Source organism: Paraflavitalea soli, from assembly GCF_003555545.1.
Classification (GTDB): Bacteria; Bacteroidota; Bacteroidia; order Chitinophagales; family Chitinophagaceae; genus Paraflavitalea; species Paraflavitalea soli.
Genome location: NZ_CP032157.1, coordinates 1,803,507 through 1,821,183, shown reverse-complemented (window position 1 = coordinate 1,821,183; position 17,677 = coordinate 1,803,507). Strand labels below are relative to the sequence as shown.

At 50.5% G+C, this 17,677-nt stretch carries 2 protein-coding genes; both read right to left on the bottom strand.

Annotated features, from left to right (window positions below; translation table 11 throughout):
• Positions 1 to 6: 6 nt before the first annotated feature.
• The gene (locus D3H65_RS06755; protein ID WP_119049530.1) at positions 7 to 6,858 is read right to left on the bottom strand and encodes a non-ribosomal peptide synthetase; all 6,852 of its coding nucleotides are present in this window, start codon (positions 6,856 to 6,858) and stop codon (positions 7 to 9) included.
• Positions 6,859 to 6,917: 59 nt separating this feature from the next.
• Positions 6,918 to 17,657 carry a non-ribosomal peptide synthetase/type I polyketide synthase gene (locus D3H65_RS06750; RefSeq protein ID WP_119049529.1) on the bottom strand — a complete coding sequence of 3,580 codons (10,740 nt, stop codon included), beginning with the start codon at positions 17,655 to 17,657 and terminating at the stop codon, positions 6,918 to 6,920.
• Between the last annotated feature and the right edge of the window lie 20 nt (positions 17,658 to 17,677).

Below are 17,677 nucleotides of genomic sequence, written 5' to 3'. Positions count from 1 at the left end.
TTGGCGTTAATCGCCGGGGTTCAGGCTTTTTTTTTTAACCATCAGCTTTTCGGCCAATTCCCTGATGGCAGGATCGGCAAAGAGTTCGCTTAGCTTTCCGTCTTTCTCCAGTTCCTGCTGCATGGCTTCCATCACCTTCAATCCCAGGATGGAATAATCCTCGGCTTCACCGGCAGGCGTTGTTGCTAACTCCAACTCCGGATCGGATGCTTGTGATGCAGCAGACGCTTGTGCCGCATCCAATGTTTCCTGAATATATAGTGCCAATGCCGGGATACTGGGGACGCGGAAGAAATTCCATAAGGTGAAACCGGTACCAAAGGCCCTGTTGATCTTGTTGACTATTGACATGGCCAATAAGGAGTTGCCACCCAGCTGGAAGAAATTTCTCTTTACACTCAAGGTAGTCTTGTCGAGCTTTAACACTTCGGCCCATATGGCCACCAATTGTTCTTCGATGGGACCTGTGGGAGCTTCATACCCCGCCTGGTCGATCATATCGGGCAGCGGCAGGGCTTTCTTATTGACCTTGCCATTGAGGGTAAGGGGTATTTGATTCAGGTGTATATAATGGAAGGGAACCATGTAATCGGGCAGTTTTTCGATGAGCCAGGCGCGCAGGTCATCCTCTTTCAACGGTTCAGCAGACACATAATAGGCGGCCAGGTATTTTTCTTCTCCTTCGCCCAGTACGGTAACCACGGCTTCTTTGATGGCTTCATACTTCATTAGCCAGCTTTCGATCTCCCCTACTTCTATCCGGAAACCGCGCAATTTTACCTGGGTATCCATGCGGCCCAGGAATTCGATATCGCCATTGGGCCGCCAACGGGCCAGATCGCCGGTCATGTATACGCGCTCTCCGTCCAACGCGGGTAAATGGACAAACTTTTCATTGGTGAGCACTTCGTTGTTCAGGTAACCTTTTGCCAACCCTACTCCACCAATACACAACTGACCATGTACGCCGATGGGCGCCAACTGGTTATTCTTATCTATGATGTACATGCGGGTATTGTCGATGGGCTTTCCAATGGGAATGCTGGTCTCGCCTTCTGTAAACGTGCATTCGTAATGGGTAACATCCACGGTGGCTTCGGTAGGCCCGTACAGGTTGATCAGCCTTGATCCGCAATGGCGGTGCAAGGTATCGGCAAATGCACTGACGTGTGATGTCTTAAGGGCTTCCCCGCTGGCAAATACCAGCCGGAGGCTCTTCAGCTTCTGATAATAAGCTTCGTTGTCAAACTCGGAGAGGAAAGCGCCCAGCATGGAGGGCACAAAATGAATGGCGCTCACCTGGTGCCGGTCGATGGTGTCGATGATCTCGAGAGGGTCTTTTTCTCCGCCAGGCTTTAACAGGACAAGGGAGGCACCTGCTACGGCCCACCAGAACAATTCCCATACAGAAACATCAAACATGATGGATGTCTTCTGCAACAGTACATCCTGTTCAGTAATGGGATAAGCTCTTTGCATCCACAGGATGCGGTTGACCACTGAGTAGTGTTCGATCAGCACGCCTTTGGGCTTGCCGGTAGAACCGGAAGTATAGATCACATAGGCCAGGTCTTCTCCTTTGATCGGCGGCAGTTCTTTCACCTGCCAGGCTTCGATAGTTTCACGGACGGTATCGATATTGAGTGACCGCCCTCCTGCCTTTTCCAGCTTGCCGGTAAAAGGCGTTTTGGTAATAACCAGTTTGAGAGCGGCATCTTCCATGATATTGGTGATCCATTGGGGCGGGTAATTGGGATCGATGGGCACATAAGCTGCACCTGCTTTCATGATGCCGAATATCCAGGGTATAAGGTCAAGGTCGCGTTTCAACATAATACCTACGAGATCACCCTTGCGGATGCCGGCGGTTTCTACCAGGTAAGTAGCGATCTTACCGGTTTGAGCTTCCAGCTGCTGGTAGGTCATTGTCTCTTCCCCGAAATGGATGGCTTTATTGCCGGGTGTTCTGCGCACCTGGTCCTCAAACAGGTCAATGATGTTCTTTTCTTTTGGATAAGGGAAAGCAGTATGGTTGAACTCGCTGTTTATCCTTTCTTTTTCTGCCTGTGCCATGATGGAGAAAGCAGGCATTGGCTGGTCTACCTGGTGCAGGAATTGCTGCAGCACGCTCATATAGTATTGGTAGAACCGCTCTATATCATGATTTTCCATGATAGCAGTAGAATACTCCATGATGATCTGGAAGTTGCGGCTGGTGGCCCACACGTGGAAATCGAACAAGGTGTTTTGGTTCACATCGAGGTTGTCGTTGGCAAAAGCCATATCATCAATGGTATGGTGATTGATCTCCTGCTCGGTACCATGTTTCATCATTTCGCCCACGATCCAGAAATCAATGTAATTGAAGGTGGTATCGAATAATGGGTTGCCATGGATAGCTGGTTCTTCTGCTGCTTCCAGTATCTTATGGAAGGGCATTCTTTCGTAGCGTTTCATTTCTACCAGTTTACGGTCGATGTACTGGATGTATTCACGCCAGGTCTTTGCATAAGGTACATTGGCCCTGAAGGGTATTGCATTGAGGAAACATCCCAGCAGCTTATCCCCATCGGGTACCAGGGGCCTGTTGTTGGTAATGATGCCTACTACGAAATCCTGCTCGTAGGTAAACTTCGAAATGGTGTATACATAGGCAGCAAAGCAAAGGTGTTTGAAATTGGTATTGAGTTTGGCAGCGGTGGCTTCCATTTCTTTGACGAGCTGGAGATCCACATCATAGATCTTCGTTACAAATACATGTTCTTTACCGGTAGGCGGCAAAACAAGCCTGCTGTAGTTGGCCAGTTCATTGCGCCAGAACTCCCTGTTCTCGGGCTTATTGGCTTCCATGGTCTCGCTCACAATATGATCGAAATAAGTGGCCTGTAGTTTTTCGGGTTTGTATTGCGGATCGGTGGCCAGGAATACATAAGTGTTCTTCAACTCAGTGAGGAAGGCATGCAAACTCCATCCATCGAGTACGCTGTGGTGCATATCAAAGAGCAGGTAATGGTAATGTTCTCTTGTTTTGACCACCGTCATGCGCCACAAAGGGGTATTACCGGAGAATTCGGTAGCCCTTACACGCTCTGCATCGCGGTAGCGGACGCCGAAGTCCTGCTGCTCCTGCCAGGAGAGGTGGGTAATATCAATATAATACAGTTCGGGCTCCATCTGCTTTTTGATGAGGTGGGCGCCATTGCTGATATCATAGATCATGCGCATGGTACAATGCTTTTCCATGAGCAGTTTGGCGGCTGCGGTAAACAGTTCAAAACTAAAGTCGGTGAAGGCAATGGAATAAATGTTCTGTTCGTGGAAATAGATATTGTTGACGTTCTGATCGTCTTTTTCGCGCAGGAGGGTGTAAAAGGACATGCCTTTTTCTACGCCGCTCATGGGGTATACGGCCTCCACGGTATCGTCGATACCGATCACACTGGTATACCATTCCTGGAAGGCTGCTATCTGGGCTTCGGCTTTTTCGCGTTCTTCATTTTCCTGGCGGCGTTTTTGAGATAAGATGGGACTCAGCTCGGCGATCGTTTGGTGGGCATAGAGATCGGCCACGTTAATGCCTGCGCCGGATGCTTTGTTTACTTCGTATACCAGCCTGATGCCTTTGATGGAGTCGCCGCCCAGGCGGAAGAAATTATCCCTGGTGCCCAGCCTGGGTACAGACAATACTTTCATCCATATTTCGGTGAGCACGCGTTCGATCTCGGTAACAGGTGCTACGTATTCATCCTGACTTTTGATGACGAGGTCCCTGGCCAGCAAGGCTGCCCGGTCAATCTTTCCATTGGGGGTAAGGGGCACCTGGTCTATTTGAATAATGAAGGCAGGGGTCATGTAATCGGGCAGGTGCTTTGCCAGCCAGGCACGCACGGCTTCTATATCCAGCGGCTCTTCTTCCTGTGTGGCCACACAATAGGCGATCAATTGTTTGTTGCCAGCCCATTCCTTGGCAATCACCACGCATTTGGTGATGTGCTCGTGCTCATTCAATACCATTTCTATTTCTCCCAATTCGATCCTGAAACCCCTGATCTTAACCTGGTTGTCGATGCGACCCAGGTATTCCATATTGCCATTGGGCAGCCAGCGGGCCAGGTCGCCCGATCTGTACAGGCGGGATTGGCCGGCTATTGGGAAGGGGTTTTGAATGAAACGTCCATTGGTGAGCTGTGGTTGATTGAGGTAACCGCGCGCCAGTCCATGTCCTCCCACATACAATTCACCGGGCACGCCGAGGGGTACGGGGTTTTGAAAAGGATCAAGAATATAACAACTTAAAGTAGGAAGGGGTGCACCGATATTGCTGCTGCCTGCATTGATCTCTTCCTGTTGTATGGCTTTATAAGTTACATGCACGGTGGTTTCGGTGATGCCATACATGTTGGTGAGCCTGGTTTGGGGGAAGGTAGTATGCCAGGGACGCAGGCGGGCAGGGTCCAATGCTTCACCACCAAAAATGATCCATCTTATTTGGGTACTGGTATAATGCAGGACATACAATTCCTGCAGCATGTAAAAAGCGAGGGGTGTTTGGTTGAGCACGGTCACGCCCTCATCGAATAAGAGCTGTGCCAGTAGTTTGGCATCCCGGGCGGTCTCTTTGGATACGATAACCAGGGCGCCGCCAAACAATAAAGCGCCGAATATTTCCCATACGGAAAAGTCGAAGCAATGGGAATGGAACAGGGTCCATATATCTTTGTCGTTGAAATCAAAATGAGTGGTTTGGTTTTTCAGCAAGCTCACCACATTGCGGTGTTCTATCATTACGCCTTTGGGCCGACCTGTAGACCCTGAGGTATAAATGAGGTAGGCCAGGTTTTCGGGTGTGGCCCGGGCAGGTAAACTTTGTGCATTCAGGACTGCTGCCTCGGGGCCATCCCAGTTGCAGGGCATGGTGACGAGGGTGACAGCAGCGGGGACAATTTGCTTAATGGCTTCCGTAAGGTGACCTTGCACCAGTATCAGTTTCGGTTTGCCGGTATTGCCTTTGGCTATGCCGTCCTCTATCATCCAGGCAATGCGTGACTGCGGATATCCGGGATCGATGGGTACATAAGCTCCACCGGCACGCAGGATGGCCATGATGGCTACGATCATGTCGATGGAACGGTTCATGCACACGCCTACCAGGGTATCGGGTATTACACCTTCCAATTGCAGGTAAATGGCCAGCCGGCGGCTGCGCTCTTCCAACTGCTGGTAGGTAATGGCTTCAGCGCCCATCTTTACAGCGGTATTTCCCGGCGTAAGCAAGGCCTGTTTGTGGAACAGGGTTGCGATGGTTTCGTCCACCGGATAGTCGACCTGGGTTTGGTTGAATCCATGTAGCAGCTGGTGATGCTCCTCTTCGGGCAATATATTGATCTGTGACAGCTTAGTTTCTATGTTGCTGGTAACGGCAGTAACAATATTGGTGAAGTACCGCGCAAACCGTTGGATGGTTTCCTTTGTGAACAGTTCTTTACGCCAGGTGAAATTAAATTCCACCCTGTCCTGAATTTCGAAGGCGGTAAGTACGATATCAAATACGCAGCCGGTATGTGGATGGCGGTAAGGTGATAGTACGAGGTCGGTCATTGATAATTCGGACTGTTCATAATTCTGATAGGCAAATACTACATCAAACAAAGGGTTACGTCCGGGATCTCTTTCGAGGGTGAGTTCGTTGATGAGATCTTCGTAAGGATATGCCTGGTTGTCGAAACAGGTAAGTGTTCTGATTTTTGTTTGGTGCAGGAATTCCCGGAAACTGCTGTCGCCCTTTGGGTAGTTGCGCAGGGGCAATGTGTTGATGAATACGCCTAGCATGGACTCCACATCCTGGTGTTCGCGTCCGGCGGCGGGTGTGCCGATGACGATATCTTCCTGGTTGGTGATCTTGTGCAGTAAAATATAAAACACAGACAACAGGGTGGTGAAGAGGCTGGTGCCCTCCTGCTCTGCCAGTTGGCGGAGCCGGCTGGTGTTGATCGCGTCGATCTCAAACTCTATGGTATCGCCTGTGCAATTCTTCTTTAGGGGCCTTGGAAAATCGAGGGGCAGGTCGAGTATGGGTGTTGATCCGGCAAACTGGTCTATCCAGGCTTTTCTTTTCTCTGCCAGGGATGCCTGGTAGGGTTTGCTTCTTTGCCAGGCTGCATAATCCTTGTATTGAAGACTAAGTTCGGGCAAGGGTAACTCATGGTAGATGGCCATGAAGTCTTTTACGAGGATGGTTTGGGCAATACCATCAGCAATAATGTGATGGGTATCAGTCATGAGGATATGTTCGGTGTCCGACATCCTGATCACGCCTACACGCAGCAAGGAGGCTTTGCCCAGGTCGAAGGGCCGGATGAAAGCATCGATCACAGCATCCACATCGTCAGCCTCAGCGTCGTACACGGCAATGCGACAATCTACCTGATCATGTACCTGCTGTACGGCTTCGCCTTCCACTACGGAAAAGGAGGTGCGCAATATTTCATGCCGGGCCACCAGTTTGTTGAGGGCCAGCTGTAAACGGTCCAGCTCCAGGCTGCCGCTTACCTTCACGATCATGGGCTGGTTGTAACCCAGGGACTGTCTGTCGAGCTCATGAATGAAGAACAAACGTCGTTGTGCCAATGACAACTGGTAATGTGGGGCAGGTGCTGCTTTCGAAATGGTGGCGGCCAACCTGCGATTGTTGATGGCGTTGAAATATTCCAGCAACTCAGATTTTCTCGATCTGATCTCTTCGATCAGCTCGGTGGTCAAAGCCTGTTTATTACCGCTGATCTTCACTTCTTCGTTGTTGACGGTAATGATCACATCTTTTTTCTTGCGCAGGTCGGTTACGTATTCTTCTATTCTCATATGAGCGTTTTTAAGGATAATTATTTATCGGTAATGTTATTGTGTGAATGGTGGTGTGCTTAGATGACGACTTCGAAACCTTCTTCATCGGTCTTTACACCATATTGTATCTGCCGGATGGTGATGATCTCTTCGGCCAGGTTCCTGATGGTCTCTTTGTCGAATATGGTTTGCAGTTCGATCTGGATACCGAATTGCTTATTGATGCGGTTCACGAGGCTGAGGGCCTTGAGGGAATGGCCCCCCAGTTCAAAAAAGCTGGTATGTATATCGAGTTCCTCCGGCTCCTGCTTCAGGAGATCGGCCCAGATGAGGGCCAGTTCTTTTTCGGTATCGGTGGCAGCGGGTGTGAGTGGTTGACCCGGGTGAGCCGCCTCTGAAAGGCGACCCACCCTTGTGCCACCTTCGACAAGCTCAGGCTGACAGACGTTAAGCCCAGGCTGGTGGTGCCCATTCAATCCTTTGGCGAGGGGAATGGTGATGTCTTTTACCAGCTTGTGGCTGTGGTGGATGACCTGATCGCTGATATGGGCCAGGTGACGCACCAGCTCATTGATCTCCTGGCGTGTATAGATACGGGCATTGTAATGGATCTCTATTGAAAGCTGATCAAGGAGGAATACTTCCAAGAACAGCGGATAGTTGGTTTCTTCCAGCACCTGTACATCTTTCACCACCCAGGCAGGTTTGCCGTCTCCCTGCTGCTCCAATTGATCCAGGAGGGGGTAGTTCTCAAATACCATGATGTGATCGAGTAATGAGCGCCCTGCCTGGCTCTGGGTCTGTATTTCATAGAGGGAATGGTAATGATGGGGTTCGCCAGCGATGGCATTGGCCTGTACTTTTTGCAGGAAGGTCTCCAACGTTTCGTCTTCCTCAACGGTCATTCTCACCGGCACGGTATTGATGAAGAGCCCTACCATGGTATCCACTCCTTTCAAAGCGGCCGGCCTGCCGGATACCACGCAGCCGAATACCACATCGCGGGTGCGGTTGTAGTTGAGCAATAAAATACCCCAGGCTACCTGTATAATGGTGTTGACAGTTACACCGTACCGCACAGATAAGGCACGCAGGGCGTTGGTTTGCTCCCTGGTAAAACTTAGTTGCGCCAGTTCCGGGTGATAGGGGTCTGCGGCAGCTATTAATGATGCCGTTGCGGGAATGGTAGCCAGTTGATGGTAGCCCTGCAGGTAGTCTTTCCAATAATGAGCTGCTTCTGCGGTGTCTCTTTCTTCCAGCCATTGGATATAGGTAGCATAAGGAGAGGCAGGCGGCAACTGAATGGGTTGCCCGTGCAGGAAGCTTTCATATAAGAGGTTGAACTCATTGATGAGGATACCCATACACCATCCATCCATGATGATGTGGTGATGGGACCAGATGAATTCGTATTCCCCGGTGGCTGTTTGCAATATTGTTACCCGCATCAGCGCGTCTTCGCTCAGGTTAAAGAGCGCTGCTTTATCTGCTTCGCGCCAGTCCTGCAAGACGCTGTTGCGGGAGCCATTGCGTATCTCTCCCCGGATATCTGTAAAGCTGCATTCGATGAACTGTTCCTTCAGTACCAATTGAAGTGGCTTTTCCAATCCTTTGTACAGGAAGCGGGTACGGAGCACCGGATGCCTGGCCATGAGGGCATTTAAACTCTTCTCTACGGCTTCCATGTTGAGATGGCCAACCAGGCAATAGGATGTTTGCTCAAAATAAGCAGTACTGGTTGGATCGGCTATTGCATGGAACAACATGCCCTGCTGCATGGGCGACAAAGGATAGATGTCTTCTATCTCATACCGGCTTTGCAGGGCGTCTACCTGTTCAATGGTGAGGTGTTTGTATGTAAAGTCGGAAGGGGTTAATTCTTTTTTGGGGTAGGTTTGACAGTACGCTACCAATTCCCGCAGCTTTAGCTGGTATTGGTCCATAAACCTGTTCATGGTTGCGGGCAGGTATTGTGCGGTGCTGTACGTGACCGATAATTCGAGTTGTGCGCCGGTCACCATGCCCAGGAATTCCCAATCAAAAGAAGAGAGGTACCTGGCGGACACATCTTCGCCCCGGGGCTCGCCGGCTATGGTAAATACATTGTGTTCGGTACTTTCATCAAACTGTCCCAGGTAATTAAAACTAATGGGTGCTGCCGGGAGCTGTCGTTTGCCATTATTGTTGTTGGTAGTAAAATATTGCTGCAATAAATAATCGAAACCCTGATTGGGCAGGCTGTGCAGGGCTTCCTTCACTGCCTTGAGGGTATGGCGCAGGTCTTTCCCCTTTTCTATCCATACAGGATACTGGATGGTGAACCAGCCAACGGTGCGGCTGATGTCTTCCTGCTGGCCCAGGTCTTCGCGGCCATGGCCTTCCAGCTCTATAGAAACGGCGGGTATACCCCACTGTTCATCCAGGGTGAGCAGCAGGGCGGCCAGCAGCATATCATTGACCTGGTTGCCGAAGGGGTGCTGTACCTTGGTGAGCAAGGCGGTAGTATCTGCACGATTAAGACGGAAGACAGCCTGTTGCATGCTTGCCAGGGTCTTCTCTCCTACACCTTCGCGTGGTAATGCGGTTACTGGTTTTACTTCGTATGTTTTCCACCAGGCAGCTGCCTGTATAAACCTTTTGCTTTTTGTATAGGTATCCAGCTTACCAATCCAATGTAAGAATGACAGTGTTTTGGCAGGCAGGGAAAGTGGTTCCTTCTTTGTGTGCTGGCGGTGCAGGCGGTCGATATCATCCAGGAGGATACGCCAGGACACGCCATCGATGACGAGGTGATGGATGATGATCAATAAACGGGCGCCATCCGGAAGGTGAAACAATCCCAGCTTCATGAGGGGGCCCTGCTCCAGGTCGATGGAAGACTGGATGGTCTGCGCCAGCTTTCCAAGCGCTTCAGCTGGCGCCACTGCTTCACGCAGGTCTTGTTCTGTTATAGCAACAGGTCCCCCAGGACCTTTGTTCTCACAATGCCATCCATTAAGATCCTGTATAAAGATCATGCGCAGGGCATCGTGGTGTTCCTGTAATTTGCCCATGATGTCTGTGACCGTTTCGATGGTCAATCCTTCTGGGAAATGCAATAAGATGGAATGGTTGAAATGATGTTTATCGGCTACAGGACCATCCAGGAACCATTGTTGGATGGGTGATAAGCGACTGGTGCCGGTAATGGGCGCCTGGTGGATGGGCTGGTCTTTTTTCTTCATCCGCAGGGCCTGCTTTTGAATGGTTTGCTCGCGCAGCATATCGCGTACAGAGAACTTGTATCCTTTGTCCTGCAGTTTTGAACAGATCTGAATGGACTTGATGGAGTCGCCGCCGAGGGAAAAGAATTTGTCGAGTACGCCTACTTTATCGATGCGTAATACTTCACACCAGGCTTCACAGAGGGCTTTTTCTTCTTCGGTAACGGGCATTACGTATTCGGTATCTCTTTGTTGCAATGGATCGGGCAAGGCCTTGCGGTCTGTTTTTCCATTCAACATGAGGGGCATGGCCTCCAGGCGAATGAACCAGGCCGGTACCATATAATCGGGCAATGTTTGTAACAGGAAATCGCGCAGGGCTTCTTTGGCTGTTTCCTGGGTGGATACATAATAAGCTACCAGGCTTGCTTCCTGCTGTGCTTTGTGCAAGAGCACCAGGCAATCGGTGATGCCTTCATAGGATACCAGCCTGCTTTCTATCTCGCTCAACTCTACACGGTAGCCCCTGATCTTGACCTGGTGGTCGATCCGGCCTCTAAAGGACAGCAATCCATCGGGACGCTGTACTCCATGATCACCTGTCTTGTACATATAGGTGCCGGGTACAAAGGGGTTGGGGATAAACTTTTCGGCGGTAAGCTGCTCTTTGTTGAAATAACCGCGCGCCAGGCCTGCACCGGCCACGTAGAGTTCGCCGGTAACGCCAGCTGCTACGGGCTGTAAATATTTGTCGAGTAAATAGATCCTGGTATTATGAATGGGCAAGCCGATGGGTACAGATGCATCCTGTTCGTCGTCTGTATACTGGTGGATCATACAACCTACGGTGGCTTCGGTGGGACCGTACTCATTGAATAGTTCTACTTTTCCGGGCAGGCTTTGTACAATGCGCCTCGCCAGTGCGGTTTCCAATGCCTCGCCACCTACGATCAATTTGAGCAGCAGGGGCCTGTTCTCTCCTGTTTGAAAATGAGTATCGCGGATGATCTTCAAATGGGATGGCGTGAGTTTGATCACGTTGGCCCGGCCTTCGCGGAATATCCTTTCCACCGCGGGTTGTTGTTCATGATCGCGGTAAATGACGATCTCATGGCCGGTAATGAGTGGTGTAAATACAGAGGTAACGGTAAGGTCGGCAGACAATGAAGTGAACAAGGCGAAACTATGGTGCGGCTGGTTGAGGTAATAAGCAGCTGCCCAATGAATATAGTTGACTACGGATCCATGCTCTACCATTACGCCCTTGGGCTGGCCGGTGGAACCGGAAGTATAAATGATATAGGCCAGGTCGTTGGGTGTATTGATGGGCGTGGGATCTTCTATGGGGGTATCAAGGGTTTCTACTGTTGTATCTATTGTATAGGTATGACCGGTATAGTAGTCAAAATGAGGCAATAACGCTTCGTCGGTAATCAGTAATTGAACGCCAGCTTCTTCCATGATAAATCTTATCCGCTCTTTGGGTAAGGCGGGATCGACGGGTAAGTAAGCGGCCCCTGCTTTGAGGATGGCCAGGAGGGCTATCAATAACTCCGGCGAGAGCCGGGCACTCAGCAACACAGGTTCACCAGGCTGCAGGTGGTATTGCCGGCGCAGGTAATGCGCCAGCCGGTTGGCCTTTTCATTCAGCTGCCCATAAGTAAGGAGCTGCTCATTGAATACGACGGCACTGCGGCCCGGATTCCGTTGCACCTGCTCTTCTATCAACTGATGAATGGTCTTATTGTCGGGGAAGGCAGCCCAGGTATTGTTAAAACCGATCAGCAGGTCTTCTTTTTCGGCAGGGTCCAGCATACTGATGGCAGCTACTTGAATAGCTGGTGTGGCTGTGACGGTTTGCAATATAGTATTGAAATAGCGGGTAAATCGTTCGATAGTGGGTCTCCGGAAGAGGTCAGTTGCATACTCTATGCTCATGTGTATCTGCTCTCCGTTGTCATAAGCCTGTAACGTATAATCAAACTTGGATACGGGATGTTTGAAATCATAAGGACTAAGGGTGAGGCCGGGAAATTCCAATTTGGCCTCCTGGATATTGAGATACGCAAACATCACATCAAACAGGAGGTTCCGGCTGGTATTGCGTTCTATGTTGAGTTGATTGACCAATTCATCATACGGGTAAGACTGCTGCTCAAAGCAGGTCAGTACCTTGGTCTTCACCCTGGCCAGGAATTGCTGAAAGGTCAGTGTGCCCTCCACCTGGCATTTTACAGGAAGAGTATTGACAAAGAGGCCCATCACGTGCTCCAGGTCGGGGTGTTCGCGGCCGGCTGTAGAAGTGCCGATCACGATCTCTTCCTGGTTGCTGAGTTTATGTTGCAGGATATTGAATACGGCAAAGAGCACCATGAATACGGATGCGCCGTTCTCTTCGGCTAGTGTTCTTACTTGCAGGGCCTGTTCTTTCCCGATGATAAAACTTACCAGGTCGCCCTGGTAGGTCTTGGTGAGCGGCCGTGGAAAATCAGTGGGCACTTCGAGTGGCAGGGCGCCATCGCGGAATTCCTGCAGCCAGAATGCCTGTTGTGCAGCAATGGCCTGCTGTTGTTGTACGCTTTGCTGCCATTCGGTAAAGTCTTTGTATTGTATCCTTAGGGGCGGCAAGGTAGCTTCGTTGTAAAATGCCATGAAATCCTTGACGAGTATTTCGCTGGACTCGGCATCGGTGATGATATGGTGGATATCGATCAGCAAGGCATATGCTTCTCCCTCCATTTCAACGAGGCCGGCCCGCATCAGGGGCGCTACTGCCAGGTCGAAGGGTTTTACAAATGCTTCGATGGCCTCTTCCAGCTTGTCCTTTTCACCAGGCAGATAACCGATAGAAAAGCTCACCTCTTCGGCGATCAACTGGCGCGGCTGTCCATTTACCTTGGTAAAGGCAGTGCGCAGACTTTCGTGCCGGCGGATGAGTTTCCGGAATGCATTTTCAAACCTTGCTTTATCCAGCTTTCCACGCAGTATGGTGACCACGGGCAGGTTATAAGCCAGGGAGGCAGGATCGAGCTCATACACATAATAGAACCTTTTCTGAGCGGAAGACAGGTTATAGTAAGGTGACGGTTTGGCGGGGGGAATGCTGGCAAAATGTGCTCTTTCCACACCTTTAATGCGGGTGGCGAGGTTGGCGATATCAGTGTATTGGAAGAGATCCTGAAGGGATATTTTCACACTCAGGTCCTTGAATATCCTGTTGGCCAATACAACAGCTTTCAGGGAATCGCCTCCCAGTTCAAAGAAGTTGTCGTTGATGCCGATATTCTTAATACCGAATATCTTTTGCCATGCTTTTACCAGCTTTTCTTCTGTCTCATTGCGGGGGGCGAGGTATTCGGGCAGGCTTTCTGCTCTTTGTATTTCAGTGAGGGTGGTTTCTTTGTCTTTTTCTGTACCGGCTGTGCCGATGTCTTCCAGGTATACCCATTTGCGCAGTTTGGCATCGAGGTCACGGGTGCATACCACCACCTCGTTGTGACCTGCTTTATCAAGGATGAGACCAAAGGCTTTGGCACCTTCCGAGGGTAAGATATAAGACTGGCTGGCGGCGGCAGGGGCTTGCTCTTCTTCCCATCCATCCCAGTTGACAGTTATCCACCTGGTAATGCCCCGCTCCTGCTGGTTCTTATTTTTCAGCAACTGATCCACGATGGCATTGGAAGCTGCATAGGCCAGGAAGCCCATTCCTCCCAATACAGCAGAGAGTGAAGAGGTGACCATAAAGAAATCCAGCTGCCTGCTGGTAAAACAATGGGCCAGCACCATCGCACCTTTTACCTTGGCATAGAACTGTTCTTCCACCAGTGTACTGCTTAACTGATCTGCAAAGCAAACATGTGATTGCCCGGTGGTATCGGCTGCAGCGTGTATTACGCCGTTGATCTTGCCACTCATGCTTTCAGCATAAGCCACTGCCTGGGCTACGGCTTCAGCATCACCTACATCGGCTTTTACGGTTATCACTTTCCCACCCAGGGCTTCGATCTCCTGTATGCGCTGTATGCGGGTGATCATTGCCTGTTGCTGGCCCTGCAATATAGCGGCCCATTCTTCCCTTTCGGGTATAGCTGTGCGGGACAACATGATGAGGGTGGCCTCGCAGGTCTGTGCCAGGTATTTGGCCAGGATGGTACCTACGCCTCCCAGACCTCCTGTGACCAGGTATACGCCTTTGTTTTTCAGTGATCCGTTCTTTGCTTTCTCACCCAGTTTTACCGGTTCATAGGACCTCAGCCACCGGATGCCGTTGCGGTAAGCCACGGTCCTGTTGGTGAAATCATAGCGTGTTTCCTGCAATACTTTATCGATATGGTTGACCAGATCTCCTTCACTGCCGAAATCAATGTGTTTGGTCAGTATCTTATGGAATTCCTGTGGCAGTACGATATTCAATGCCTGCAGGGGCGCCTGGTTGATCGCCAACTGTTCGGTGCCCTGTATCAGGAATTGCTGTACTGATACCATCAGCAGGCAGGTTTTTTCCAGGACAGATACCTGCATCAATGCCTGGGCCAGGTGAAGGATATTCAACAGGCCGTCTTGCTGGTGTGTGATGAGTTGGTGATAATCGTAGTGGGGGTTGCTCCCTCCATCAATGGACCTGCTGTGCAGGATATGACTGGGCAGGCAATTGTTCTTTTGCAGGAGGGCCACCAGGTCGTCGTAGAAAGCGCGTGAATTATCGCTTTCTTCGATCAGGACCCAGTTGTCGGGAATGGTGAGTCCATCCATCTCACCTTTGCGGTGTACAATGGTAATAGAAGTATTTTTCAAAGCCTGCAGCTGATCAATGACCTCCTTTTTTTCGAACAGCTGCCGTTGGGGAAAGATGAGCAAATGGTCGATCTGCTCTTTATTCACGCCCGCAGCGAGGTCAATATGTTTTTGTTTCCAGGAGGGCTGGTGAAACCATTCTTCAAATGGTATCTTTTTTTCTTTGTCTGCTCCCTGAAGAAATTTTTGTTGCAAAGCGAGGGGATCTTCATCGATCCAATACCTTTCTCTTTTGAAAGCATAAGGAGGTAAAGGCAGTTTTAACCGACCGGCAGGATCGTTGAAGCGATGCCAGTTGATATCGATGCCCTGTTTCCAGATGGAACCAATGGCCTGGTAATAAAAGAGTAGGTCATGGGTGCGTGCATCGGGATGGCGGATGGTGTTGATGGTATCCTGCCATCCATTGTGCCGGGCAAAAGTAGATAAAGAATGCCCCGGCCCTACCTCGATCAGTAAACTGTTGTCGGGTATGTGCCGGAGGCATTCCTGAAACTGAACGGTATTTCTCAAGTGACCCACCCAATATTGTGCGGTGGCCAGTTCTTTTGGGTCGGCATAGTTGCCGGTGAGATTGGACAGTATTGTTTTGTTCGGTTGCTGCAGGGTAATAGTTTCAAAACTCTTTTCGAAGGCTTCCAATACGGGTTCCATTAAAGGAGAATGGAAAGCGTGGGAGGTAACCAATATACGGGAAGGGATCTCGCGCTGCTCGAGGAAGTCGTGGAAAGCTACTATTTCTTCCTGGGTACCCGATACCACGGAGATATTGTTGCTGTTAACAGCGGCTAAGGAAAGGCTTGCCGGTAACAGTGGACGCAAGTCTTCCACCGGTGAGGAGACACTCAACATTTTCCCGGGGGGCGCCTGCTGCATCAGCGCTCCTCTCCGGGCTACGATCCGGATGGCCTCTTCCGGTGTAAATACGCCAGCGATACAGGCCGCCACATATTCGCCAATACTATGACCAACGAGTATATCGGGTTCAATGCCCAGGTGCATCAACTGTAAGGCCAGTGCATATTCTACGATGAACAGGAGCAATTGAGTTATTTCGGTTTGGTTGAGCAATCCTGACTGGTCTTCAAACAGGATATTTTTCAGGTCGTGGGGAATGCCGGCTTGTGCTGCCAATGCAAAACAGGCGTCGAGCTGTTGCTTAAAACCGGGCAGGCCTTCATACAAGTCGCGGGTCATACCGGCATATTGGGTACCCTGTCCGGGGAACAGGAAGACGATCTTTTCGGGTTTGGTTTGTTTGGCTGCCAGTGGCTTTTGTAACAATTGTGCTATAGCCTGTTCCAATGATCCTTCCACCTGCTCACCAACCAGGAATGTACGAACAGGAAAATGTTTTCTGCCTGATTGCAAGGTATAAGCCAGGTTTGCGATATTGGTGGCAGGCTCTTTTGCCATAAAGGTCTGCAGGTTTTCCAGGTTCTTTGTAAGGCTCCAGGTATTATCGGCTGAAAGGGGTATGAGTTCGTATTTGCCGGCAGGCTTAGTCTTTCTTTCTTCGCAGTATTCTTCCAGCACTACGTGCACATTGGTGCCGCCGATGCCAAAGGAACTAACGCCGGCAAGTAAAGGTGTACCATTTGACCGGGTTAATGGGGTAAGGTGGTTGTTTACAAAAAAAGGACTGTCGTTAAAACCGATCTTCGGATTGGGGGTCTCGAAATGGAGGGAAGGGGGCAATACCTCTTTGTGCAGGGCCAACACGGCCTTGATCAATCCTGCTACGCCTGCGCCTTCACCCAGGTGACCGATATTGCTTTTGAGTGAACCGAGTGCGCAGGTATACTTCCCAGCTTCGCCAAATGCCAGCTTCAGGGCTTCCACTTCAATGGGATCGCCGAGGTTGGTACCGGTGCCATGTGTTTCAATAAAGCGGATATCGGCCGGGTTGATCCTTGCCATTTTTTGTGCTCTCCGGATCACTTCTGCCTGGCCGGCTACACTGGGAGCGGTGAAGCCCACTTTTTCATTGCCATCGTTGTTGACGGCGGAGCCCTTGATCACGGCATAGATATGATCGCCATCGCGGATGGCATCGTTCAATCGTTTGAGTAAAACAATGCCGCCGCCTTCTCCCAGCATGGTACCACTGGCTTTTTCATCAAATACGCGGCAATGTCCATCATCGGAGCGGATCATGCCTTCTTCGTATACATAGCCGCCTTTACTGTAATAAGAGACGGCGACACCTCCTGCGAGGGCCATGCGGCATTCTCCGGTCAATAAGGCTTTCACAGCGAGGTGAACAGCCACGAGGCCGGTGGAACATTCGGTGTGCACGGCCAGCACAGGACCTTTCAGGTTGAGGTTGTAAGCTACTTTAGCGCAGGCGGTGTCCTTGTTGTTGAGGTGTTCGGCATCAAATTCGCCCAGCTCGGCGGCCAGGCCGGAAATATAGGTAAGGCTTTCCCAGTAAGAGCTGTTGGAGGTACCGGCATACAAGGCGATCGGGTCGGCATACTCATGCGGGTTGTAGCCTGCATTTTCCAGGCATTCCCATACCAGTTCATGCAAGAGGCGCACCTGTGGGGCCATTACCTGTGCTTCTTTGGGGCTGTAACCAAAAAAGGAAGGTTGAAATTTATCCTTGTCGGGCAATAAGGCATTGGCTGGCACATAAGCGGGATGATCGACCTCTGCGGGATCGCAGCCCTGGGCTTTCAGCGCTTCTTTGGTAAAAAAGTCGATGCATTCTTTCCCGTTCACCAGGTTTTCCCACAAGGCGGCCGGGTCGGCTGACTGTGGAAACCTGCCGGAAATACCTATAACGGCAATTTCCATACCTGTTTGCTGCTGTGCCATAGATAGTGTGCTTTAAAAGC

Excerpts from the sequence above, each read along its gene's own strand:
- D3H65_RS06755 (WP_119049530.1), bottom strand. The coding sequence starts at position 6,858 with ATGAGAATAGAAGAATACGTAACCGACCTGCGCAAGAAAAAAGATGTG.
- D3H65_RS06750 (WP_119049529.1), bottom strand. The coding sequence starts at position 17,657 with ATGGCACAGCAGCAAACAGGTATGGAAATTGCCGTTATAGGTATTTCC.